Here is a 23,131-nt window from a genome sequence, read left to right on the forward strand (position 1 = left end):
CCCGGCCCTCCCGGGACCCGGTCACGCCTTGTCACCCCTCGGGCGGGTGTGCGACCGTGCTGGAAGTGCCCGGAAGCGGAACCGGGCCGGACCGAGGCCCGGCACGGACCGGGGGCGACCGAGGAGAGCGCGGATGGGCACAGCGGGCGGCTTCGACCGGCCCCGGGCCGGCACCGGGTACGGGGTCGTGGAGGGCCTCCGGCAGGCCGACGGCACCGCCGTGTTCCGGGGCGTCCCCTACGCCGCCCCGCCCACCGGACCCCGCCGTTTCACGGCCCCGCGGCCTCCGGACGCCTGGGACGGCGTACGCGACGCCGGGGCCTTCGGGCCGACCGCGCCCAAGGTGCCCTATCCGCCGGTCTTCGCCGCCCTGCTGTCCGACCCGGAGATCCCCGGCGAGGACTGCCTCACCCTCAACGTCTGGACCCCGGACCCGGACCCCGGGACCCGGCTGCCGGTGATGGTCTGGATCCACGGCGGCGCCCACACCCGGGGCTCCTCCGCGGTCCCCGTCTACGACGGCTCGGCCTTCGCCCGCGACGGGGTCGTGCTGGTCTCGGTCAACTTCCGGCTCGGGGTCCTCGGCTACGGGCTCTTCCCCGACGCACCCGCCAACCGCGGCCTCCTCGACCAGATCGCGGCCCTGGAATGGGTCCGGGACAACATCGCGGCCTTCGGCGGGGACCCCGGCCGGGTGACGGTCTTCGGCGAGTCCGCCGGCGCCATCAGCACCGGCGCCCTGCTCGCCGCCCCCCGCGCGGCGGGCCTGTTCGCCCGGGCCGTCCTGCAGAGCGGGGCCCCCGAGGCGCTCCCGCGCGACCAGGTCCGCACCATGGTCCGCCGGATGGCCGCCCGGCTGCGGGTGCCCGCCACCGCCCGGGCCTTCGAGGCCGTGGGCCTGCCCGCGCTGCTGTCCGCCCAGGCGGCGGCGATGCGCCGTTCCTCCCCGGTGCTCGGCGGCCCCGCCTTCGGGCTGGTCACCGACCCGCACACGCTCCCGGTCGACCCGCTGGAGGCCGCCGCGGCCTCGGACGTACCGCTGCTGATGGGCTGGACCGCGCAGGAGCACCGGCTGTGGCTCGCACCGACCGGCGGGATGCGGCTGCTGGACCGCCTCGGCCCGCTGGCCGTGGCCTACGGCCGGCTGCGCGGCGGCAAGGACGGGGCCGCCGTACGGGCGCTGCGCACCGCGCTGCCGGAGGCCTCCGCGGCGGACCTCGCCGGGCACCTGGTCACCGACCGGCTGCTGCGCGACCCGCTGCGCCGGATCGCCGGGGCCCGGCGGGCGGCGCCGAGCCACCTCTACGAGTTCCGCTGGCCCAGCGGCCTGCCCGGCCTCGGTGCCTGCCACGCGCTGGAGCTGGGCTTCGTCTTCGACACCCTCGGCCTGCCGGAGTCCACCTGGCTGGCCGGGCCGGACGCGCCGCAGGCCCTGGCCGACGAGATGCACGGGGCCTGGGTCCGCTACGCCACCACCGGGGACCCCGGCTGGGCGCCCTGGAACGGCGACGGCCCGCCGAAGGTGTTCGGCGGGCCGGAGCCGGAGGCAGTGCGTGCGGAGGCGGTTACTCCACTGGTCCTTCCATGACCTTGCTGATGAACTCGATCGGGCCTTCGCCCATGTTCGGCACGTAGGTCTTGGCGTTGTGCTGGCCGCCCGGGATCACTCTCAGGCTGGTGTGGATGGGGCCCTTGGTATAGGTGGAGACGAACTTCTGGACGTCCGGGAGCGTCTTCTTGTTGCTCTCGTTGTCGCCGACCTGGAAGGCCAGGTAGACGTCCGGAGCACCCTTCTTGTCGATGAGCTGCTTGGCGAGCAGCTCGGGGTTGTTCTCGGCCTTCTCCTTCTCGTGGCCCACCCACAGGGGGGAGTCCGGGACGATGTCGGGACCGGAGCAGATCGCGGCCTTGAACTTCTCCGGGTACTTGAGCACCGCCTTGAGGCTGGAGAAGCCGCCCGTGGAGGAGCCCATGAAGGCCCAGCCGTCACGCGACTTGATGGTGCGGAAGTTCTCCCGCATCAGGTCCGGGACGTCGTCGGTCAGCCAGGTGCCCATCTTGGGCTGGCCCGGGATGTCGGAGCCGTCCCAGTAGATGGCCTTGGGCTCGTCCGGCTGCGGGTTGAGCACCGGCATCGCCAGGATGAAGGGCTTGCTCTTGCCCTCCGAGTACCACTTGCTGATGCTGGCCTGGAGCTTGAGGTCGGTGCCCATCCAGTAGTTGATCGGGTAGCCGGCGCCGCCGGGCAGGGCGATCATGACCGGGAAGCCGCTCTTGGCGAACTTGGGGTCGTTGTACTCCTTCGGAGCCCAGACCCAGACCTTGCCCTTGAAGCCCGACTTCTTGCCGTCCAGCTCGGTGACCGCCACGTGGGTGCCGTCGGGCAGGGTCGAGGCGTTCTTGAACTGGGCCGTCGGGTTCGTCGGCATCGACATCTTCGAGTTGGGCGCCTGCTTGGCCCCGCCGCCCTCGCCGCCCGCGGGCTTGCCGAAGGAGACGGAGTCGCCCTTGTCGGTGAACGGCGGTATTTCGAAGTACGCCATCACGCCCGCGCCGATGCCGGCGAGGGCCAGCACGGTGACGCCCGCGATGATCCACTTCTTCGCCTTGGACTTGCGGCGCGGCGGCTCCTCCCCGTAGGGAGGCTCGTAGTGGTCGTACTGCTGCTGCTCGTACTGCTGCTGCTCGAAACGGGGCTGCTGCTGCGTGGGCGCCTCGTACCCGTACTGGTCCTGGCCGTACGGAGGGCGGCCCCCCTGCTGGGGGCGCCCGTAGGGCTGCCCGCCCTGCGGGGGCTGCTGCTGCCCGTACGGGGACTGCGGCCGGCCGCCCTGGGGGGCGTACTGCGGCCGGCCCTGCTGCTGGCCGTACGGCGGGCGCGGCGGCGGGTTCTGACCTTCCGGCCTGTACGGCGGCTGGTACTGGCCGTCGGGTGAGTACGACATGTGCGGTGGCTCTCCGGCTGTTGCTGGCCCCGTCGGGGGTGATGACTGCTTCCGTTCGAATGATGAACGATAGTGCCCCGGGGTTCCCGATTTTTCATTTTCTTGACGGTCCTGGGGGTAGGGCATTGCCCATCGCCTGTAGGGCGCACGGAGTTCCCCTGCTGTTACCCGCGCGTCCCTGGCCCATGCACATGCCCCTGGGTATGGTGCGTCCGCGCCGCCGCCCCCGACTTCCCCCATGTGCCCGGAGGTACATCCCGTGTTTGGCATGACCATTTCACGGCCTCGCCGCAGGACCGCCCTCGCCACCGCCTTCGGCGTCACCGCCGCCGGCGCCGCCCTCTGGGCCGGCCTCGGCGGCGCGCAGCCCGCGCACGCCGCGGGCCTGCCCGCCCCCGACCACACCGTCGTCGTGGTCTTCGAGAACCACGCCTACAACCAGGTCATCGGCAGCTCCAGCGCCCCGTACATCAACTCCCTGAAGGCGGGGGGTGCCAACCTCACCCAGTCCTACGGCATCACCCACCCCAGCCAGCCCAACTACATGCAGCTCTTCTCGGGCTCCAACCAGGGCGTCACGGACGACAGCTGCTACACCCCCGGCTTCAGCTCCGCGCCCAACCTGGCCTCCGAGCTGATCGCCGCCGGCAAGAGCTGGGGCAGCTACAACGAGACCCTCCCCAGCCAGGGCTCCACCACCTGCTCCAGCGGCAAGTACGCCCGCAAGCACAACCCCTGGTTCGCCTTCTCCAACGTGCCCACCGGCACCGCGAAGACGATGACCCAGTTCCCGACGGACTTCACCACCCTGCCCAAGGTGTCCTTCGTCGTCCCGAACCTCTGCAGCGACATGCACGACTGCTCCGTCGGCACCGGCGACACCTGGCTCAAGAACAACCTCAAGCCCTACGCGGACTGGGCCAAGACCCACAACAGCCTGCTCGTCGTCACCTTCGACGAGGACAACCGCCTCGCCGGCAACCAGATCCCCACCGTGCTCTACGGCCAGCCCGTGACCCCGGGCTCCACCTCGGCCACCACCTACAACCACTACGACATGCTGCGGACCCTGGAGGGCCTGGCCGGGCTGACCACCCACGCCGGGAACGCCGCCACCGCCAAGGACATCACGGGGATCTGGGCTTCCTGACCATGTACGTCGCGGACAGTCGCGGTACCCCCGCGCCCGCCGTGGCCCCCGAGACGCCGGCCGCCGCCCCGGGCCCCCGCCCGGGGCGGCGCGCCGCCCTCGCCCCCACGGTGCTCGCCCTGGGCACGGTCAGCCTGATCACCGACGTCTCCTCCGAGATGGTCACGGCCGTGCTCCCGCTCTACCTCGTCGCCGGACTCGGCCTCACCCCGCTCGGCTTCGGCCTCCTCGACGGGGTCTACAACGGCGTCAGCGCCCTGGTCCGCCTCACCGGCGGCCACCTCGGCGACCGGCTCGGCCGGCACAAGGCGCTCGCCGGCCTCGGCTACGGCCTCTCCGCCCTGTGCAAGCCGCTGCTGCTGCTCGCCCACACCCTCCCCGCCATCGGCGCCGTCCTCGCCCTCGACCGCACCGGCAAGGGGCTGCGCACCGCCCCGCGCGACGCGCTCATCTCCCTGGCCGCCGCCCCCGAGGACCGCGGCCGCGCCTTCGGCGTGCACCGGGCCATGGACACCGCCGGCGCGCTCATCGGACCGCTCCTGGCCTTCCTGATCCTGCGCGGCGCCGCCGACGGCTACGACGCCGTCTTCACCGTCAGCGCCTGCGTGGCCGCCCTCGGCGTCCTGGTGCTGGTCCTCTTCGTACCCGGCCGCCGCACCGAGCCCGCCCCCGACGCCGCCCCGGTCTCGCTGCGGGCCTCCCTCGGCCTGCTGCGCCGCCGGGACCTGCGCCGCACCGCCCTGTGCGCGCTGCTCCTGGGGCTGTGCACCGTCAGCGACGCCTTCGTCTTCCTGCTGCTGCAGAAGGCCACCGGGATCGCCGACCGCTGGTTCGCGCTGCTGCCGCTCGGCACCGCCGCGGCCTTCTTCCTGCTCGCGATGCCGCTGGGCCGCCTCGCCGACCGCGTCGGCCGCCGCCGGGTCTTCCTCGGCGGACACCTCGCGCTGCTCCTCGCCTACGCTCTGCTCCTCACCGGGGCCCAGCACCCGGCCCTGCCCTACGCGGTCCTCCTGCTGCACGGCGCCTTCTACGCCGCCACCGACGGCGTGCTCATGGCCGAGGCCGCCGGAGCCGTCCCCGAGGAGCACCGGGGCGGCGGGCTCGCCCTCGTCCAGACCGGCCAGGCCCTCGCCCGGTTCGCCGCCTCCCTGGGCTTCGGCGCCGCCTGGACCGTCTGGGGCGCCCGGCCCGCGCTCGCCGTGGCCGCCGTCCTGCTCGCCGTCGCCGTCGCCGGCTGCGCCCGGCTCAGGCCCGACGGCGACTGATCCCCGCCGCCGCCCGCACCACCGCGTCCCCCACGAGAAAGACCGAAGGCCCCCCATGACCCTCCAGCGCCGGATCCTGATCCTGGTCTGCGCCGTCGTCCTGCTCGCCGCCGTCGGCGTGATCGCCGTGGTCCGCGCCGGGTCGCGGGCCGACGAGAAGGACCGGGCCCGGCCCGGCGGCCCGCAGATCACCCCCGGCGCGGTCTCCCTCGCCCCGGGCGACGGGGGCCGGCGGATGGTCTTCCGGAACATGGCCTGGGGCCCGCACCGCGACGAGCTCGCCTCCGTCCCGGCCGCGGCCCCCGACGGCCCCCGCACCGCCTCGGGGGTGAAGTGCCTGCGCTTCTTCGCGGCCGCCGGCACGGGCATCTGCCTGCGGTCCGACAAGGGCGGGGTCCAGGAGAGCTACCGGGCGGTCGTCCTCGACGCCGGCCTCAAAGAGGTCGCCTCCCGCCCCCTCGCCGGGATCCCCACCCGGGCCCGGGTCTCGCCGGGCGGCCACCTGGCGGCCTGGACGGTCTTCGTCGGCGGGGACTCGTACGCCGGCACGAACTTCTCCACCCGGACCTCGCTGCTCGACCTGCGCACCGGGAGGTACGACGCCTCGCTGGAGGACTTCACCGTCCTCATGGACGGGAAGGCCTACCGCAACGCCGACGTCAACTTCTGGGGGGTCACCTTCGCCGCCGACGAGCGGACCTTCTACGCGACCCTCGCCACCGGCGGCCGCACCCACCTGGTCCGCGGCGACCTCGCCGAGCGCACGGTGACCGTCCTGCGCGAGAACCTGGAGTGCCCCTCGCTCTCCCCGGACGGGACCCGGCTGGTGTTCAAGAAGCGGGTGGAGGGCCTGCCCGAGGAGGCGCCCTGGCGGCTGTACGCCCTCGACCTCGCCTCCATGAAGGAGACCCCGCTCGCCGAGCAGCGCAGCGTGGACGACCAGGTGGTGTGGACCGACGACCGCACCGTCGTCTACTCCCTGCCCGGGGACTTCGGCGCGGACCTCTACTCCGTACCGGCCGACGGGAGCGGCGCCCCGGCCCGTGTGACGGCCTCGGCCCTCGCCCCGGCCTTCCTCGGCTGAGGGGCCGGGGCAGGGGCGGGAACGAGGGCCGACGGGGGTCCTGCGGCGCCGGGGCGCAGCAGGACCGGGGATCCGGGCGGGCGGGTGCCCGCAGGACCGTTACGCCGGGATCAGCGTCCGGCGCCGGCGCCGGCGGGGCGCGGCCGCCGACATCCGCAGCTCGATGATCGAGCGGACCGTGGGCCACTCCTCGTCGAGGATCGAGTAGAACGCCGTGCTGCGGACCGCTCCGTCCAGCCCCCGCGAATGGGCCCGGCGGACCCCCTCGCAGGTGAAGCCGAGGCGCTCCATCGCGGCCCGCGAGCGCCCGTTGCGGGCGTCCGCCCGCAGCGAGATGCGGCGCACGCCCCAGGTCTCGAAGGCGTGGCGCAGCATGAGCAGCTTGGCCTCGGTGTTGATCCCGGTGCCCTGGGCGGCCGGGGACAGCCAGGTGTTCCCGATCTCGGCGGCATCCGGGATCGCCGTCGCCGGATCCCCGAAGGGGACCCCGGGCACGGCGGGCCAGACGAGCGGACCCTGCCAGTAGTCGAGTTCCAGGAACCGGGTCGAACCGACGACCCGCCCGTCAGACGCTCTGACCACGGCGAACGCAAGGGATCGACCGGCTGCCTGATCGGAGAGGGCGCGGTCGATGTACTCGTGGGACGCCTGCAACCCGTGCGGCACGGGAGTGAAGGCGTAAGTCGTACGATCCTCGGCCCCGGCCTCGGCCAGGGCCTCGGTGTGGTGGGGGGCGAGGGGCTCGAGCCGCACGGAGCGGCCGGCGAGGAGTACGGGTACGGGCACGGAGCCTTCGGTCCTTCTGGGCGGTGGGGTGGTTGCACAGTCTGCGTCCCTGACGTCACCCCCCGCGCAAAACGCGGGTGAAAGGCAACGGGCTGTCAGGTGAACGCGAGTGGCTCAATGTAGCCCCTCAGGGTCCTCTCATGAACCCCCTATTTGGCAATGGCGCAAAGTGTGTTTTCGATGACTTTGGTCCGACGGCCCGGGAGCGCTTGATCCATGTTCGCCGACGCCCGTCCGGGCGGCCGACCGGGGCCCCGCGGACGGCCGCGCCGACCATGATCGGCCCGCGTGTCAAGGCCTCTGACCTGCAAGGATGCCGGGAAGATCCGGAAGGCGAGGGGAAGGCGGCACCCGCGGCTGCCGTCGGCGGCCCGGCCGGGCTCCTCCGCGGCCCGGGTATCGAACTGGCGGCCGTCGGGGGAGCGCCCGCGGGCGGGCGGACCGCGCGGCGTCCGGGGTTGCGCCACCCGGGTCCCGCGCGGGCCCCGCGACCGCTCCGCCGCCGCCCCGCTCAGGGAGGCCGGTGACGGCGCGGAGCCCCGCCGGAAGACCGCCGGGCGGCCTCCCGCGCAGGGGGCGGGTCCGTGTGGGGAAGGGCTCATTGACACGATGCTGGCGCCCCGCGCGGACCCCGGCCAGCCGGAGGCGCCCGCCCGGGTCGGTGCCGCGCCCGCGGCCCCGCGGTGAAGTGGCCCACCTGACAGACTGCCGATCGGCCCGTTCGGGCGGGCCGCCGCGGTGATCCAATGGGCCGGTGACGATACGGTTCCTGCCCGCGCCCGGAGCGCCCCGCCGCCTGGCCGCCGCCCAGTTGAGCAATTCCGTCGGCGACGGCGCCTACTACGTGTGCTCAGCCCTCTACTTCACCCGCGTGGTGGGCCTCTCGCCCGCCCAGATCGGCCTCGGCCTGACCCTCGCCTGGGCGGTCGGCTCGGTCGCCGGCGTCCCGCTGGGGGCCCTCGCCGACCGCCGGGGCCCGCGCGGCACCTCGGTCCTGCTGGCGCTGGCCACCGCCGCCTCGGTGGCCTCCTTCCTGTTCATCCGCTCCTACGGGGCCTTCCTGTGCGCCGTGGTCCTCTACGCCGTCTCCCAGTGCGGGCTCGCGGCCGCCCGCCAGGCCCTGCTGGCGGGCCTGGTGGACCCGGGGGAGCGCACCGGGGTGCTGGCGCACCTCCAGTCCACGCTCAACGCCGGTCTGGCCCTGGGCGCGGCCCTCGGCGGGCTCGCCCTCGGCGCCGGCACCGCGCGGGCCTACCTCGTGGTGTTCGCCCTGGACGCGGTGGGCTTCCTGGTCTGCGCCGCCGTGCTGCGCGGGCTGCCCGCGGTGGCGCCCGCGCCCGGCCGGGCGGCGGGGGAGCCGCGGCTGGCGGTGCTGCGCGACCGGCCGTACGCCCTGGTCACGCTGCTCAACGCGGTCCTGCTGCTGCGGATGCCGCTGCTGAGCCTGGCGATCCCGCTGTGGATCGCCGAGCGCACCCAGGCCCCGGGCTGGCTGGTGTCGGCGCTGTTCGTGCTGAACACGCTCGCCGTGATGCTGTTCCAGGTGCGCCTGGCCCGGACCGTCACCGGCCTGGACAGCGCCGGGCGGGCCCTGCGGGTCTCCGGTGTCGTCATGGCCCTGTCCTGCGCGGTGTTCGCCGTGTCCGCCCTGCCCGCTTCGGGGTGGGCGGCGACCGCGCTTCTCGTGGCGGGCGCCGTACTGCTGTCCGACGCCGAGATGCGGCAGTCGGCCGGGTCCTGGCAGATCGGCTTCTCGCTGGCCCCCGCCGAGCGGATCGGGCAGTACCAGGGGTTCTTCGGCACCGGGGTCCCGGTGGCCCGCACCCTGGGCCCGCTGCTGCTGACGGCGCTGCTCCTGATGTGGGGGATCCCCGGCTGGCTGCTGCTCGGCGGCCTGCTGCTGGCGGCCTCGTTCGCGATGGGCCCGGCGGCCCGCCGGGCCCGTGCCGGGGCCGAGGACGGCGGCGGGCGGGCGCGGGCCGCCGGGGCGGCCTCGCCCGGGCTCTCCTGACCCCCTCCCGGCGGGCGGGGGCGGCAACGGGCCCTGCGATCATGCGGGGATGGACTTCGAGGACGTACTGGGCGGGCTGGCCGCCGTCGGCCCCTTCTTCACCGTGCCGTACGGCGAGGAGCCGCCCGGGCCGGGCTTCCGTCCGCTGACGGAGCTCTACGGGGAGCGGCTCGGCCCGTACGTCGCCGAGGTGGGCCGGCGGATCGGCACCGGGCCGGACCGGGTGGCGGCCTCGACCGCGCAGTTCGGGATCGTCTCGCGGCTGTGGTCGCTGGGGCTCGGCTGCGCCGCCCTGGGCGGGGCGGTGCCGGACCTGGCCCCCGACCGGGTGTGGTGGCGGCTGCCCGACGGCGGCTCGCTGCAGCTGTGGCTCCCCGCGCCGGCCGCCGTCCTGCCCGCCGGGGCCCTCGGGGAGAGCGTGCTGGGGAACCTGGCCGTGCTGGACGCCGCGCTGCGGCGGGCGTACGGGGTCTCGGGGAAGGTCCTGCGGGGCAACGCCGCCTCCGGGCTGGTCGGGGCCCTGCGGGTGCTGCTCGACCGGGTGCCGGGGCCGACGGCGGTGGAACTGGCGGCCGGCCTGCTGGCCGACGGCGGGGCCCTGGCCGGCACGGGGGAGTTCGTCCACGAGGAGGGCCTCGGGGTGGCCTTCGTGAGGCGCAGTTGCTGCCTCTACTACAAGGTGCCCGGCGGCGGGCTGTGCGGGGACTGCGTCCTGCGGACCCGGTAGCGCGACGGGGGCCGCCGGGGAGAGGTCCCCCCGACGGTCCCCGCCTCCGGTCCCGACTAGAAGGTCAGGTTCCAGGAGTCGATCCTGCCGGTGTCGCCGCCCGCGTTGTCGTTCACGCGCAGCTTCCAGGTGCCGTTCGCGACCTCCGAGGAGGCGTTCACGGTGTACGTCTGGTTGATGTTGTCCGTGCTGCCGCCGGCCCGGTTGTGGACCGTGTAGACGGTGCCGTCGGGGGCCACCAGGTCGACCTTCAGGTCACCGATGTAGGTGTGGACGATGTTCACGCCGACCTTGAGGGTGGCCGGGGCGTTGCCGGTCACGCCGGTGACGGTGATCGGGCTCTCCACCGTGCTGTTGTCGGCGATCGCGAAGTCCGCGGTGTTCTCGAAGTACTTGCCCGCGGGCGGGGTGGCGCCGACCGCCTTCAGGGCGTCGACCTGGCCCTCGCCGAAGAAGGAGTTGTTGGCGGCGGTCCCGGTGCAGCGGCCGTCGGCCGGGCAGGGGATGTCGTTGGCCTGGGTGGCCAGCCTGTCGCGGATCTGCGCCGGGGTGATGCCCGGGTTGGCGCTCGCGATCAGCGCGGCGACGCCCACGACGTGCGGGGTGGCCATCGAGGTGCCGCTCTTCGTGCCGTACTTGCCGCCCGGCAGCGTGGAGTAGACGTCCTGGCCGGGGGCCGCGACGTCGATGACGCCCTGGCCGAAGTTGGAGAACGAGGCCTTGGTGGTGCCGGTGCCGTTCGCGGCGACCGTGACCACGCCGGGGAGCTCGGTCGGGATGTCCAGGCAGGCGTTGGTGATGGTGCGGGTGACCGGCGTCGAGTCGTTGGGGCTCGCGGTGTCGGTCGTCTTGTGGGCGAGGTCGTAGTTCTCGTTGCCCGCGGCGGCGATCTGGAGCGAGCCCTTGCCCTCGGCGTACTCCTGGGCGCGCTTGACGCCCTCGATGATGGCGGCCTGGTCGATGTTGTCCGGGCAGTTGAACTGCCACGGGTCGGTGTAGTAGCTGTTGTTGGTGACCTTGAAGCCGTGGTCACCGGCCCACACGAACCCGCAGATGGTGTTCTCGGCGAAGAAGAACGAGTTGCCCGGCTCGGCGACGCGGACGGCGGAGATCTTCACGCCCGGGGCCACGCCGACGACGCCCTTGCCGTTCTTGGCGGCGGCGATGGTGCCCGCGACGTGGGTGCCGTGCGTGTCGACGTCGCGCCAGGCGCCGGTGCGGGTGTCGGGCTTGCCGTAGGCGCAGGAGACGGAGTCCGCCGCGTTGAAGTTCGGCGCCAGGTCCTGGTGCTGGTCGTCCACACCGGTGTCGAGGATGCCGACCTTGACCGACGCGGAGCCGGGGTTGACGGCCCAGGCCTGGTCGGCCTTGATCTGCGTCATGTCGGCCCGCGCGGGCTCGCCCGCCGGGGTGGTGGCCTGCGCCGGGTTGGCGGGCAGCGCGGGGTTGTAGGCGTCGGCGGGGACGTCCGAGGTACGGGTCGCACCGACCTGCTGGACCCCGCTGACGCCGCGCATCGTGGCGGCGAAGGAGGCCGAGGAGGAGTGGGCGACGACGACGCCGATCTGGTCGAAGTACGAGAAGACCGTGCCGCCGTTGGCGGTGACGGCCGACCGGACCGCCGAGCTGTCGCCCGGGGCGGTGATCACGAGGTAGGCACGGGTGCCGGCAACCCAGGTCGCACTCTGGGAAGAAGCCGGGGCCGAGGCCTTGGGGGCCTTGGGGGCCACCGCGACGGCGGAGCCCGAGGGGCCGACGGGAGCGGTGCCGGCGAGCGCGGCGGGGGCTCCGAGGGTGAGGGCGGCGCCGAGGGCGGCAGCCACCACCAGGGCGCGTCGAGGTCGACTGGATATGTGGGGTATCAAAACGTCCTCCGATGACCCGGTGATGGTGCTGGTGGCACCTACCGGGCCGTACGAAACGAGTGGTGGACGCAAGATGTCAGACGCGCGGCCCCGGAGGGAAGTACCTTTTGCAGCGCTCGACTTGAGACTCGCTGGCCGAAACCCGACGGTTGCTCGCCGGTGTGGGCGTTGCATGCCCTTCGCCGGACTTGCACCCGCTGCGGCGGTTGTGCGGAGGGTGTCCGGATCCGGCCCGGCGCAGCGAGGAGGGGGCGGCGCCGGGCCGGAACGCCGGCCGGGCTGGGCACCGTGGGGGAGAGCCCTGCCCGGCCGGTTTCCGGGGGTGCGCCGGCTACACCGGCACACCGTCCTTGGGGCCCGCCGAGGGGCCGGGGAGGGAGGCCGGGGGGTCGGCCGGGGCCGGGGCGTGGCCGTCGTCCACCAGCACGGACTCGTCGAAGGGCAGTCGTCCCGCGAGGACTTCGGCGGCCCGCTCGCGGTCGAACTCCTTGGTCCACGTCCCGATGAGGACCGTCGCGACCGCGTTGCCCGCGAAGTTCGTCAGCGCCCGCGCCTCGCTCATGAAGCGGTCGATGCCCACGATCAGGCCGACGCCGTCGACCAGTTCGGGCCGGTGCGACTGGAGCCCCCCGGCCAGGGTGGCCAGTCCGGCCCCGGTGACCCCGGCCGCCCCCTTCGAGGCCACCATCATGAAGAGCAGCAGGGAGACCTGCTCGCCCAGGGCCAGGGGCTTGCCCATGGCCTCCGCGACGAAGAGCGAGGACATCGTCAGGTAGATGGCCGTGCCGTCCAGGTTGAAGGAGTACCCCGTGGGCACGGTGATCCCCGTGACCGGCCGGGACACGCCCAGGTGTTCCATCTTCGCGATCAGCCGCGGCAGCGCCGACTCCGAGGAGGAGGTCGACAGGATCAGCAGGAACTCCCGTCCCAGGTAGCGCAGCAGGGCGAAGACGCTGACCCCCGTGCACAGCCGCAGCAGCGTGCCCAGCACCACGACGACGAAGAGCAGGCAGGTGACGTAGAAGCCGACCATGATGACGGCCAGGGACTTCAGGGCGTCGATCCCGGTCGCCCCGACCACCGCCGCGATGGCCCCGAACGCGCCCACCGGCGCCGCCCACATGATCATCGCCAGTACGCGGAACACCAGCTTCTGCACGTGCCCGATGCCGCGCAGCACCGGCTCGCCCGCCGGGCCCATGGCCTGGAGCGCGAACCCGCACAGCAGCGCCACCAGCAGCGTCTGGAGCACCTGGCCGCCGGTGAAGGCCGACACCAGCGTGGTCGGGATGATCCCCAGCAGGAACTCCGGGGTGCTCTGCGCCCCGCCCGCCTTGGCCTGTGCCTCGCCCGCGTGCCGCGCCGCCTCCGTCAGGTGCAGGCCGCTGCCGGGCTCCAGGAGGTTCCCGACGAGGAGCCCGATGGCCAGGGCGACCGTGGACATCACCATGAAGTAGCCGAGGGCCAGGCCGCCGACGGCGCCCACCTTGGCGGCCTTGCGGACCGAGCCGATCCCCAGCACGATCGTGCAGAAGATCACCGGCGAGATCATCATCTTGATCAGGTTGACGAAGCCGGTGCCCAGCGGTTTCAGCCCGACGGCGGTACCGGGCGCGGCGAAGCCGACGACGATGCCGAGCAGCACCGCGGCGATCACCGCGATGTAGAGGTAGTGCGTTCTGTCGCGTCTGGCGGCCACGTTCGCCTCCCGGTGGTGAATGCGTTCCGGGAGACCATCGCCCACCCTGTGACCCCGGTCACCCTTGCGTTCATTGAGTTCACGGGCCGGTGCACACTGAGCGCCATGTTCCGCTTCCCCCGGCCGCCCCGGAGCCTCGCCGGCCAGCTCTTCGCCATGCAGGTGCTGCTGGTCGCCCTCGTCGTCGCCGGCTGTGCGGTCTTCGCGTATGCGACCGCCCGCGGGCAGGCCGAGGACGCCGCCCGCCGCCAGGCGGGGGCGGTGGCCCGGGCCGTCGCGGACTCGCCGTCCGTGCGCGAGGCGGTACGGGAGGCCGCGCGCGCCGGGACCGACCCCTCGGCCGCGCTCCAGCCGTACGCGGAGCGGGTCCGGGCCGACGCGGAGGTGGACTTCGTGACGATCATGGCCCCCGACGGGCGGCGCTGGACCCACCCCGACCCGCACCGCATCGGCGAGCGCTTCCTCGGCAACACCGCGCGGGCGCTGCGCGGCGAGACCTTCAGCGAGACCTACACCGGCACCCTGGGGCCCTCCATCCGCGTGGTCACCCCGCTCGCCGACGAGGGCGGCCGGGTCGTCGGCCTGGTCAGCGCGGGGATCACGGTCCGCGCCGTCAGCGCCCGCCTCGCCCGGCAGCTGACCGCCCTCGCCTGGGTGGCGGCCGGGGCGCTGGCCCTGGGCGGCGCGGGCACGTACGTGGTCAACGCCCGGCTGCGCCGCCACACCCACGGGATGGACGCCGCCGGACTGAGCCGCATGTACGACTACCACCAGGCGGCCCTGCACGGGGTCCGGGAAGGGCTGCTGATGCTCGACGGCCACCGCAGGATCACCCTGATCAACGACGCGGGGCGCGAACTCCTGGGCCTGTCCGGGGAGGTCACCGGAACCGGCGTGGACGCCCTCGGGCTGCCGCCCCCGCTCACCGGGGCCCTGCTCGCGGACCGGCCCCGCGTCGACGAGGTGCACCTCACCGCCGAGCGGGTGCTGGTGGTCAACAGCTCGCCGGTGGCGGGCGGCGGCCGCCGCGGGACCGTGGTCACGCTGCGGGACCACACCGAACTCCAGGTCCTCACCGGGGAGCTGGACCACGAGCGCGGCTTCACCCAGGCCCTGCGCTCCCAGGCCCACGAGGCGGCCAACCGGCTGCACACCGTGGTCTCCCTCATCGAACTGGGCCGCAGCGAGGAGGCGGTGGACTTCGCGACCGCCGAACTGGAGCTGGCCCAGGCCCTGACCGACGAGGTGGTCACCGCCGTGGGCGAGCCGGTCCTGGTCGCCCTGCTGCTCGGCAAGGCCGCGCAGGCCCACGAGCGCGGAATCGAGCTGCACGTCACGACGGACAGCGGGGCCATCGACGCCGGGCCGGGGCTGCCGCCGGCCCGGGACCTGGTCACCGTCCTCGGCAACCTCGTCGACAACGCCCTCGACGCCCTCACCGGGGTACCGGGCGGGCGGATCGCCGTCACCGTGCGCCGGGACGCCGGCGGGCTGCTGCTGCGGGTCGCGGACAACGGGCCCGGGCTCCCGGAGGGGGTGGACGTCTTCCGGCGGGGCTGGTCCGGCAAGGGGGAGGGGCGGGGCCTGGGCCTGGCCCTGGTCCGCCAGGCGGCCCACCGGCACGGCGGCTCGGTGGAGGCCGGCGCCGTCCCCGGGGGCGGCGCGGCGTTCACCGCGCGGCTGCCGCTGTCCCCGGCGGCCTGCGGCCCCGCCGGCCGGCCCGCGGGGGACGGTGCCGCATGAGCGCCCCCGTGCGGGTCCTGGTCGTCGAGGACGACCCCGTCGCCGCCGACGCGCACGCCCTCTACGTCGGCCGGGTGCCCGGGTTCACCGCCGTGGCGGCCGTCCACACCCTCGCGGAGGCCACCCGGGTGCTGGAGCGCACCCGCGTCGACCTGCTGCTGCTCGACCTGACCCTGCCCGACGGCAACGGGCTGCGCTTCGCGCGCGGGCTGCGGGCCGCCGGGCATCCGGCCGACGTGATCGCGGTGACCTCGGCGCGGGACCTGGCCGTGGTCCGCGAGAGCGTCTCCCTGGGCGTGGTGCAGTACGTACTGAAGCCCTTCGCCTTCCCCACCCTGCGCGAACGGCTGCTGCGCTACGCCGAGTTCCGCGCGGCGGCCGGCGAGGCCGTCGGCCAGGACGACGTCGACCGGGCGCTCGCCGCCCTGCGCGCGCCGGCCTCGGCCCAGCTCCCCAAAGGGCTCAGCGCCCCGACCCTGGACCGGGTCGCGGCGCTGCTGCGGGCGGCGCCCGGGGGGCTGACCGCGGCGGGGGCGGCCGTGGCGGCCGGGATCTCGCGGATCACCGCCCGCCGCTACCTGGAGCACCTGGTGGACACCGGCCGCGCGGACCGCTCCCCCCGGTACGGCCAGGTCGGCCGCCCTGAGCTGCACTACCGCTGGCTGGCGGCGGAGGCGGGCTCGGTGTCGAAGGCGTAGAACTTCCGGTGGTCGAGCATGTCGGCCGGGGTCACGTCGTTCCAGGGGCGCATGGTGTCGCGCAGGTCGACGACGTTCGCGGTGCCGGCGGCCGGCAGGTACGGCGAGTTCGGGTTCTTCGCCTGCCAGTCGGCCCACAGCTTGTCCACGAAGGCGTGGTGCATCCAGAACACGGGGTCGTTGGGGGAGACGCCGGTGGCCATCTGGCCGCCCACCCACACGTGCACCCGGTTGTGCAGGTTGGCCCCGCGCCAGCCCTCGAGGTTGTTGCGGAAGCCGTTCGAGGAGCTGTTCCACGGCGCCATGTCGTAGACCGGCATCGCGAGCACCGCGTCCACCTCGGCGCGCGTCGGCAGCTGAGCCACGCCCTCGCCGAGCGCGCGGCGCAGGTAGGAGCGGCCGTCCACGCGCACCGCGATCTCCCACTTGCCCGTCGCGTACGCGAACGGTCCGTCCATCACCTGGCCGTCGCGCGCCCGGCCGGTGCCGCCGAGGAAGTCGGCGGCCCAGAGGGAGGAGCGGGCGGTGCGGTCGGCGGTCCAGTCCCAGTAGGGGATCGAAACGCTCTTGTCCACCGCCTGAAGAGCCGCCTCGAACTCGAGGAGAAAGCGGCGGTGCCAGGGGAGGAAGGAGGGGGAGCGGTGGCCGACGCGGTCGCCCGAGTCGGTGTCGCTCATGATGAACCCGTTGTGGGTCGTGACGAAGCGGTCGTAGCGGCCGGTGCGCTTCAGTTCGAGCAGCGCGTTGGTGAAGGCGCGCTTCTCCTCCGCGGTCAGCGTGGCCTGGTTCTTGCGGATGGCCATCACATGCCGCCCATCTGCATCGGGGCCAGCTGGGAGCCCTGGAGCTCGCGCACGGCGGCGCGGGCCAGCGAGGTCGGGTCCGCGAAGGTCTCGTAGTGGTTGACCACGCTGATCCAGGTGCCGTCGGCGTTCTGCATGACGTGCAGTTCCCGGCCGTCTATCCGGACGGTGGGCGTGCCGGCGCCACCGTGGTGGCCGCCGTGGTGCCCGCCGCCGGAGGCGGGGGATATCTGGATGCGGCGGCCCATGTACACCTCGTCGACGGTGCCGGCCGGGGTGGCGGCGGCGCGCGAGTCGGTGGCGGCGGCGTGCGCGGTGGCGCCTGCGATGCCGAGGACGGTGAGAGCGCCGGCGGTGGTGCCCAGGGCCTGCCGGCGGGTGATCTTGTTCATGGCCGAAGAACTATCAGTGGCCGGAGGGCAGTTGGCCTGTATCCGGACATCGGCGGATAAGTTCTATGTAGAACAAATTAAATGATCTTCCCGTCCGGGCCGGCTCCAGTGGCCCGGACGGGAAGATCTACGGTGCCTATCCTACCCGACAGTAATTTTTTCGGTCCGATGGTACGCATATGGAGATCGTCACTCTCCGGAGTCGGCCGGAAGCGGTGCCGGAATCCGCCATTCCCGATCAGTCCTCAAGGGTCCCTGAAGTCCGATTTGGCGCTATCCATCCTTTATAGTCCGGAACATGGCTCTTCATCAGACGAAGGACACGCGTGCCGAGGACGCCGACACGGACGTCTTCACGTCCGCCCTGAGCGGCCAGATCCTTCCCAAGTACCGGATCCCCGACGACCACTCGCCCTCCGAGGTGGTCTACTCGCTCCTCCACAACGAGCTGCTCCTCGACGGCAACGCCGCCCAGAACCTGGCCACCTTCTGCACCACCTGGTCGGACGACGGCGTGCACCGGCTGATGAACGAGTGCCTCGACAAGAACATGATCGACAAGGACGAGTACCCGCAGACCGCCGAGATCGAGGCCCGCTGCGTCAACATCCTGGCCGACCTCTGGAACGCCCCGCCCGGAGCCGCCGGCACCGGCTGCTCCACCACCGGCTCCAGCGAGGCCGCCATGCTCGGCGGACTCGCCCTCAAATGGCGCTGGCGGGCCCGCCGCGAGGCCGAGGGCAAGCCCGCCGACCGCCCCAACCTGGTCTGCGGGCCGGTCCAGATCTGCTGGGAGAAGTTCGCCCGCTACTTCGACGTCGAGCTCCGCCAGGTCCCCCTGGAACCCGGCGCCACCGGCCTGCGCCCCCACCAGCTCGCCGACCACGTGGACGAGAACACCATCGGGGTCGTCGCCATCCTCGGCGTCACCTACACCTGCGACTACGAACCGGTCGCCGAGATCGCGGCCGCCCTCGACGCGATCCAGGAGGAGCAGGGCTGGGACATCCCCGTCCACGTCGACGCCGCCAGCGGCGGCTTCGTCGCCCCCTTCCTCCACGAGGACGTGGTCTGGGACTTCAGGCTGCCGCGCGTCGCCTCGATCAACACCTCCGGCCACAAGTACGGGCTGACCCCGCTCGGCGTCGGCTGGATCGTCTGGCGCACCGCCGACCTGCTGCCGGCCGACCTCGTCTTCGACGTGGACTACCTGGGCGGCGACATGCCCACCTTCGCCCTCAACTTCTCCCGCCCGGGCGGCGAGGTCATCGCCCAGTACTACCTCTTCCTGCGCCTGGGCCGGGCCGGCTACCGCCGCGTCCAGCAGGCCTGCGCCGACACCGCCCAGTACCTGGCCCGGCAGATCACCGACATGGGCCTGTTCACCCTGCTCTACGACGGCCAGGGCGCGCTGCCCGCCGTCTCCTACACCCTCGCCGACCCGGAGGGGGCCGGGTTCAGCCTCTACGACCTCTCCGACCGGCTGCGGATGCGCGGCTGGCAGGTGCCCACGTACCCGCTCCCGGCGGACCGCGAGGACACCGTCATCCAGCGCGTCCTGATCCGCCACGGCGTGACCCGCGACCAGATCGCCCTGCTCGTCGCCGACCTGCGCGCGGCCGTGGAGCACCTGCGCGCCGCGCCGCCGCCGGCCCCGCCCGCCGCCCCCCGGTCCGGCTTCCACCACTGACCGGCCGCGTCCTCAGCCCGCAGCCGACCAGCGCATCCCCAGGGCCGTCAGCGCGGCCGCCCGTTCCGGGGCGAGCTTCGCCGCCCGGGAGCGCTGGTTGGCGATCCACGAACCGAGCCGCACCTCCTGCCCCCCGACCCGCTCCACGTGCGCACGCGGCACCCGCAGGTGCCCCTCGCGGGAGTGGAACCGCCGGGCCGCCTCCAGGTGCCCGGACCAGGCGTCGGCATGGCTGCGCCGCGGCGCGGGCCGCTCGTCCTCGCCGGCCGGGGCCAGCCCCAGCGCGTGCTCCAGCAGCCACCGCTGCGTCCAGGCGAGCCGCTCCCAGCCCAGCCGCTGGGCCCGTACCCACAGCCCCAGGTCCTCGCCCTGGACCACCACCAGGCCCGGGCCGGAGGGGACCGCGCCGCCCGCCTCCAGATGGGCCCGGGTCAGCCGGAAGCCCCGCTGCCAGCCGATGTCCCAGGCCGGGCACCAGGCCGGGTCGATCTCCTCCAGGGCCTCCCGGCGCTCCGCCGGCAGGGCCCCCGGCCCCTCCCGGCGGGCGGCGGCCCGGTTGTTCTTCATCCACACCCCGACCGGAACCCCGTGCCAGGTGGCGTCCACCGGCGGCAGCAGGTGCCCGTGCTCGGCCGCCCAGGCGCGGGCCGCGGCGAGCCCCTCCTCGAAGGCCACGTCGAAATGGCTCCACACCATCCCGAGCTCGTCCAGCTCCCGCGTCCGCTCCCGGCCCAGCGCGCCCCGCCGGTACGTGCGCCGCGCGTCCGCGATCCACTGGCCGAGCGGGAACCCCGCCAGGGCCGCCGGCCACTCCTCGCGGTCCGCCGGGACCCGGTACGCGAACGGAACCTTGAGGTCCCCGGCCGCCGCCGCGTAGATCCGCGCCGCCTCCGCCCCGCGCCGCCACCGCGTGTGCTCCGGGTTGAGCACCCGCAACCGGATGAAGGCCGCCAGCAGCGCCGGGTCGCGCGGCGTGGAGAAGCTCAGCAGGGCCCGCGCCCCCGCACCGGGCCCCGCCTGCGCCGCGCCCGCCGCCCGGGCCTTCGGCGTCGCGCTCGGGGCCTGCGGTTGCGCCAGGTCCTCCACCAGCCGGGCGTCGTGCGCCCGCAGCGCCTCCAGGAGCCGCGCCAGGTCCCCGTACGCCCGCGAGGTCAGCATCGAGTCCGGCGACTCGCCGGGACCCAGCAGTACGGGCACCACCAGCGAGGCCACCTTCCCCTCGCCCGGCCGGATCCGCAGCGCCCGGCCCACCGCCTGCACCAGGTCCGGCATGGAACCGCGGACGTCGGCCCAGAAGACGGAGTCGCACTCCTTGGTGTCCACGCCCTCGCCCAGCACCCGGACGCTGCCGAGGAAGGCCTTGTCCGCGACCCGGTCCGCCGCGAAGGCGTCCAGCACCCGCCGCCGGTGGGCCGCGGTGTGCTGCCCGCACAGCCAGTCGGCCCACACCGTGCGCGGGTACGCGGGCTGCGGGCTCCGGCTCGCCGTCCGCAGCCGGGCCGCGACCGCCGGCAGTCCCGCCGCGAACGCCTCGGCCTCCCTGGTCAGGTGATGGAACACCAGCGTCCGCCGGAACCCCTGGTCCGCCGCGGCCGTCACCAGCGCCGCCTGGAGCGCCGCGATCCGCATCCCGCGCACCCGGTCCGAGCGCCCGTCCGCCCCGAGCAGCACCGCCGACTGGAACCCGGGGTCGCTGACGTCCACGCACACCACCCGGTACGGGGCGCAGATGCCCCGGTCGATGGCCTCGGACAGGGACAGGGTGTGGCAGCGCGAGCCGAACGGCCCGTCCGGGGCGTCCTCCATCGACGCGACCAGCTCGCCCCGCCCCCGGGGCTCCCGGCCGCCGCCCCGCTCCTCTTCCTCCTCGACGTCCTCGCCGTCGCGCCACACCCGGGGCGTGGCCGTCATGTACAGCCGCCGGACGGAGGGGAGCCGCGCGTTGTCGTGCACCACCGCCCAGGGCTTGCCGATCCGGCCGGAGGTCCGGTGCGCCTCGTCGACCACCACCAGGTCCCAGGACGGCAGCCCCGCCAGATGGGCCCGCTCGATGGTGCCCAGGCCCAGGGAGGCGTAGGTGGCGAACACCGTCACCCGCTCCACCGGGCGGGCGCCCCAGCGGGCCAGGATCCGCGGATCGGTGGTGGTCGGCACCCCCACGTCCTCGCCGCGCAGCGAGCACACCGCCAGCGCCCGCCCGGTTCGGCCGCCCTCCCGCCAGGCGGCGACGGTCTGCACGAGCAGGTCGAGGGAGGGCACCAGGACGAGCACCCGGCCGGCCCGCAGCTCCTCGGAGGAGCGCACGGCGACCAGGGACTTCCCGGACCCGGTGGCCATGATGACCTGGGTCCGCAGCCCCCGCGCCGGCACCCGACCGTCGGCCGGCAGCTGGAGCGCGCGCACGACGGCGTCGACGGCCTCGCGCTGATGGGGCCGCAGCTCCTTCCTCGGCATGCACCTCACCCCGCCCGCCCGCTCTGGTCTGCTCTTTGGACTCCAGCTCCTATCTTGCCCGGATTCTGAGTCGATGAGGAGGACGCGGGGCGGAACCCGCTACATGCGGGCGCCGAAGTTCTGCGTCCACCAGGGGCCGCCGGCGCCCGGGTGCATGCCCACGCCGATGTCCTTGAAGGAGCAGTTGAGGATGTTCGCCCGGTGGCCGGGGCTCTTCATCCACGAGTCCATCACGTCCTGGGCCGTCTGCTGGCCCTTGGCGATGTTCTCCCCGTACGTCGACCAGCGGTACCCGGCGGCCGTCGTCCGCGCGCCCGGGTCCGCCCCGTCGGGGTTGGTGTGCGAGAAGAAGTCCCGGCGCGCCATGTCGTCGGAGTGGCCCTGCGCGGCCCGGTCCAGCTGCGCGTCCTCCTTGAGCGGGCCGCAGCCGGCCGCCGCCCGCTCGGAGTTGACCAGGGCGACCACCTGCCCGACCACCCCCGCGGGGGCGGGCGCCGGAGCGGGCGGGGCCGGCTTCGGCGGGTTGCTCTTGGCCGGCTCGGGCTTCGGGTCCGCGGACTTCGAGCTGCTCGTGGACGGCGACGGGGAGGCCGAGGCGGAAGCGGAGGCCGAGGCGGAGGGCGAACCGGAGGGCGAGGCCGAGGGGGAGCCGGAGGCCTGCGGCGAAGCCGTGTCCGGTGCGGACAGCGCGGACAGCGGCGAGGCGCTGGCCGCACCGCCCGCCTCGGCGCCCTGGTGGCCGGGCGTCGTCGTCAGGTAGACCAGGCCGCCGCCGGCCACGCACGCGGCGATCACCGCCCCGCCGATCGCCCGACGGCGGTTCTGGCGCCGCTTGCGCTCCGCCCCGCGGCCGCCGGCCGCGTCGCCCGGGCCGGTCTCGGCGCCCTTGCGGCGGGCCGCCCGGCCGGGGCCGGACACCACCGGGCTGAGCTGCGTCGCCGCTTCGGCGAAGGCCACCGGGGCGGTGTTCGCCGTCACGGCGGCCCGTACGCCCGCCATCAGCCCCGCCGCGACGGGGACCAGCGCCAGCCCGGCCAGCAGCCCCTCCGCCGGCATCAGCCCGTTCCACAGCCCGGAGCAGCGCAGGCACTCCCGGGCGTGCCGGGCTATGCGCTTGCGCCACAGCGGCGAGGGCCGGCCGTCCCAGGTGCCCGTCATCGAACGGATCTGCTCGCACGGCGGCTGCGCCTCCAGGGCGCGCTCCACCACCCGCGCCGACTCCAGCTGCGCCTTCATCCGCTGCACCCGCACCGCCGTGTGCTGCGGGGTCAGCTCCAGCGCCGAGGCCACGTCGGCCCGGGTCAGCTCACCGGCGCACTCCAGCCACCACAGCGACAGCAGCGCCCGGTCGTCGGGCTCCAGCCAGCGGGTGGCGCGGGCCGTCTCCCGCCGCTGCCCCGACAGCTGGAGCTTGACCACCGTCAGGTCGGCGAAGTCGGCGCCGGGGTCGGCCACGTCCTGGGCCGCCTCCAGGCCGCTCGCCCCCGGAACGTCGCTGCGGGCCTGCCAGTGGGCCCGTATCCGGTTCATGGTGATCGCCACCAGCCAGGACCGGAAGCTCTCGTCCGCGCGCAGGCCGCCCAGCCCGTCGAGCGCCCGCAGCATGGTGTCCTGCACCACGTCGTCCACGTCGCAGGAGCCGTTCAGGGCCCGGCCGACGATGTTGTAGACGAGCGGCAGGTGGGTGCCGACCAGCTCGTCCTGCGCGCGGGGGTCGCCCGCGCGGGCCGCTGCCACCAGCTCTGCCGTGTGCTGTGTACTCATGTGAACTTCCCTGTCCGTACCGGCGGTCGATGATGTCCGACACCTGGGAGACCGT

17 protein-coding genes are annotated in these 23,131 nt (G+C 74.1%); 9 read left to right on the plus strand and 8 right to left on the minus strand.

What is annotated here, in order from left to right:
- The first annotated feature begins 133 nt into the window (after positions 1–133).
- A complete protein-coding gene (locus ACIRBY_RS01670) occupies positions 134–1,588 on the plus strand; it encodes a carboxylesterase/lipase family protein (RefSeq protein ID WP_403894469.1) in 1,455 nt (484 codons plus the stop codon).
- On the opposite strand, the gene ACIRBY_RS01675 is transcribed toward ACIRBY_RS01670, so the two are convergent.
- A complete protein-coding gene (locus tag ACIRBY_RS01675; protein ID WP_403894472.1) occupies positions 1,566–2,945 on the minus strand; it encodes an alpha/beta hydrolase in 1,380 nt (459 codons plus the stop codon). The two genes, ACIRBY_RS01670 and ACIRBY_RS01675, sit on opposite strands and share 23 nt — an antisense overlap.
- A 268-nt stretch (positions 2,946–3,213) precedes the next feature.
- On the opposite strand from ACIRBY_RS01675, the gene ACIRBY_RS01680 reads away from it, so the two are divergent.
- From ACIRBY_RS01680 to ACIRBY_RS01690, 3 genes are read left to right on the plus strand one after another with little or no spacing between them, the layout of a single operon-like run.
- Positions 3,214–4,095, plus strand: a complete 882-nt coding sequence (locus ACIRBY_RS01680) for an alkaline phosphatase family protein (protein WP_403894475.1) — start codon at positions 3,214–3,216, stop codon at positions 4,093–4,095.
- A gap of 2 nt (positions 4,096–4,097) precedes the next feature.
- Positions 4,098–5,360 (plus strand): MFS transporter, encoded by a 1,263-nt coding sequence (locus tag ACIRBY_RS01685; protein WP_403894479.1) that lies wholly within the window; start codon positions 4,098–4,100, stop codon positions 5,358–5,360.
- Between the two features lie 55 nt (positions 5,361–5,415).
- The gene (locus tag ACIRBY_RS01690) at positions 5,416–6,444 is read left to right on the plus strand and encodes a TolB family protein (RefSeq protein ID WP_403894481.1); all 1,029 of its coding nucleotides are present in this window, start codon (positions 5,416–5,418) and stop codon (positions 6,442–6,444) included.
- Between the two features lie 99 nt (positions 6,445–6,543).
- Here the strand turns inward: ACIRBY_RS01690 and ACIRBY_RS01695 are convergent, their stop codons facing one another.
- Positions 6,544–7,230 carry a GNAT family N-acetyltransferase gene (locus ACIRBY_RS01695; RefSeq protein WP_403894484.1) on the minus strand — a complete coding sequence of 229 codons (687 nt, stop codon included), beginning with the start codon at positions 7,228–7,230 and terminating at the stop codon, positions 6,544–6,546.
- 754 nt (positions 7,231–7,984) lie between these two features.
- Here ACIRBY_RS01695 and ACIRBY_RS01700 point away from each other — a divergent pair.
- Positions 7,985–9,241, plus strand: coding sequence for an MFS transporter (locus tag ACIRBY_RS01700; RefSeq protein WP_403894487.1), 1,257 nt, complete (start codon positions 7,985–7,987; stop codon positions 9,239–9,241).
- 49 nt (positions 9,242–9,290) lie between these two features.
- Positions 9,291–9,968 carry a (2Fe-2S)-binding protein gene (locus ACIRBY_RS01705; protein ID WP_403894490.1) on the plus strand — a complete coding sequence of 226 codons (678 nt, stop codon included), beginning with the start codon at positions 9,291–9,293 and terminating at the stop codon, positions 9,966–9,968.
- Positions 9,969–10,024: 56 nt separating this feature from the next.
- Here ACIRBY_RS01705 and ACIRBY_RS01710 read toward each other — a convergent pair whose 3' ends face one another.
- On the minus strand, positions 10,025–11,794 hold the full coding sequence (locus ACIRBY_RS01710) for a S8 family peptidase (RefSeq protein ID WP_403894493.1): 1,770 nt from the start codon (positions 11,792–11,794) through the stop codon (positions 10,025–10,027).
- A gap of 370 nt (positions 11,795–12,164) precedes the next feature.
- The gene (locus tag ACIRBY_RS01715) at positions 12,165–13,532 is read right to left on the minus strand and encodes a cation:dicarboxylate symporter family transporter (protein ID WP_403894495.1); all 1,368 of its coding nucleotides are present in this window, start codon (positions 13,530–13,532) and stop codon (positions 12,165–12,167) included.
- Positions 13,533–13,637: 105 nt separating this feature from the next.
- Here ACIRBY_RS01715 and ACIRBY_RS01720 point away from each other — a divergent pair, with 105 nt between their 5' ends.
- A complete protein-coding gene (locus tag ACIRBY_RS01720) occupies positions 13,638–15,275 on the plus strand; it encodes an ATP-binding protein (protein WP_403894498.1) in 1,638 nt (545 codons plus the stop codon).
- Positions 15,272–15,973, plus strand: coding sequence for a response regulator (locus tag ACIRBY_RS01725; protein ID WP_403894501.1), 702 nt, complete (start codon positions 15,272–15,274; stop codon positions 15,971–15,973). Before ACIRBY_RS01720 ends, ACIRBY_RS01725 begins: the two co-directional genes overlap by 4 nt.
- Here ACIRBY_RS01725 and ACIRBY_RS01730 read toward each other — a convergent pair.
- Together ACIRBY_RS01730 and ACIRBY_RS01735 are read right to left on the minus strand one after the other, a co-directional pair.
- Positions 15,928–16,776 carry a tyrosinase family protein gene (locus tag ACIRBY_RS01730; RefSeq protein WP_403894503.1) on the minus strand — a complete coding sequence of 283 codons (849 nt, stop codon included), beginning with the start codon at positions 16,774–16,776 and terminating at the stop codon, positions 15,928–15,930. The genes ACIRBY_RS01725 and ACIRBY_RS01730 overlap by 46 nt on opposite strands.
- Positions 16,776–17,168: a tyrosinase family oxidase copper chaperone gene (locus tag ACIRBY_RS01735; protein WP_366454670.1), complete on the minus strand. Its 393-nt coding sequence runs from the start codon at positions 17,166–17,168 to the stop codon at positions 16,776–16,778. Before ACIRBY_RS01735 ends, ACIRBY_RS01730 begins: the two co-directional genes overlap by 1 nt.
- Positions 17,169–17,466: 298 nt before the next feature.
- Between ACIRBY_RS01735 and ACIRBY_RS01740 the strand changes: the two genes are divergently transcribed.
- Positions 17,467–18,858, plus strand: a complete 1,392-nt coding sequence (locus tag ACIRBY_RS01740) for a glutamate decarboxylase (protein ID WP_403894506.1) — start codon at positions 17,467–17,469, stop codon at positions 18,856–18,858.
- Positions 18,859–18,870: 12 nt separating this feature from the next.
- Here the strand turns inward: ACIRBY_RS01740 and ACIRBY_RS01745 are convergent, their stop codons facing one another.
- Together ACIRBY_RS01745 and ACIRBY_RS01750 are read right to left on the minus strand one after the other, a co-directional pair.
- Positions 18,871–21,312, minus strand: a complete 2,442-nt coding sequence (locus ACIRBY_RS01745; protein ID WP_403894508.1) for a Helicase associated domain protein — start codon at positions 21,310–21,312, stop codon at positions 18,871–18,873.
- A gap of 99 nt (positions 21,313–21,411) precedes the next feature.
- Positions 21,412–23,076 (minus strand): sigma-70 family RNA polymerase sigma factor, encoded by a 1,665-nt coding sequence (locus ACIRBY_RS01750; RefSeq protein ID WP_403894511.1) that lies wholly within the window; start codon positions 23,074–23,076, stop codon positions 21,412–21,414.
- Positions 23,077–23,131 lie beyond the last annotated feature (55 nt).

Origin of the sequence: Streptomyces sp. NPDC096136 (assembly GCF_044763325.1) — a bacterium.
Lineage (GTDB): Bacteria > Actinomycetota > Actinomycetes > Streptomycetales > Streptomycetaceae > Streptomyces.

Bases quoted from the DNA above. Each gene is read 5' to 3' on its own strand.
- ACIRBY_RS01685 (WP_403894479.1), top strand. From the start codon at position 4,098: ATGTACGTCGCGGACAGTCGCGGTACCCCCGCGCCCGCCGTGGCCCCC.
- ACIRBY_RS01745 (WP_403894508.1), bottom strand. From the start codon at position 21,312: ATGCCGAGGAAGGAGCTGCGGCCCCATCAGCGCGAGGCCGTCGACGCC.
- ACIRBY_RS01720 (WP_403894498.1), top strand. From the start codon at position 13,638: ATGTTCCGCTTCCCCCGGCCGCCCCGGAGCCTCGCCGGCCAGCTCTTC.
- ACIRBY_RS01705 (WP_403894490.1), top strand. From the start codon at position 9,291: ATGGACTTCGAGGACGTACTGGGCGGGCTGGCCGCCGTCGGCCCCTTC.
- ACIRBY_RS01675 (WP_403894472.1), bottom strand. From the start codon at position 2,945: ATGTCGTACTCACCCGACGGCCAGTACCAGCCGCCGTACAGGCCGGAA.
- ACIRBY_RS01735 (WP_366454670.1), bottom strand. From the start codon at position 17,168: ATGAACAAGATCACCCGCCGGCAGGCCCTGGGCACCACCGCCGGCGCT.
- ACIRBY_RS01670 (WP_403894469.1), top strand. From the start codon at position 134: ATGGGCACAGCGGGCGGCTTCGACCGGCCCCGGGCCGGCACCGGGTAC.
- ACIRBY_RS01725 (WP_403894501.1), top strand. From the start codon at position 15,272: ATGAGCGCCCCCGTGCGGGTCCTGGTCGTCGAGGACGACCCCGTCGCC.
- ACIRBY_RS01740 (WP_403894506.1), top strand. From the start codon at position 17,467: ATGGCTCTTCATCAGACGAAGGACACGCGTGCCGAGGACGCCGACACG.
- ACIRBY_RS01750 (WP_403894511.1), bottom strand. From the start codon at position 23,076: ATGAGTACACAGCACACGGCAGAGCTGGTGGCAGCGGCCCGCGCGGGC.
- ACIRBY_RS01680 (WP_403894475.1), top strand. From the start codon at position 3,214: ATGACCATTTCACGGCCTCGCCGCAGGACCGCCCTCGCCACCGCCTTC.
- ACIRBY_RS01730 (WP_403894503.1), bottom strand. From the start codon at position 16,776: ATGGCCATCCGCAAGAACCAGGCCACGCTGACCGCGGAGGAGAAGCGC.
- ACIRBY_RS01690 (WP_403894481.1), top strand. From the start codon at position 5,416: ATGACCCTCCAGCGCCGGATCCTGATCCTGGTCTGCGCCGTCGTCCTG.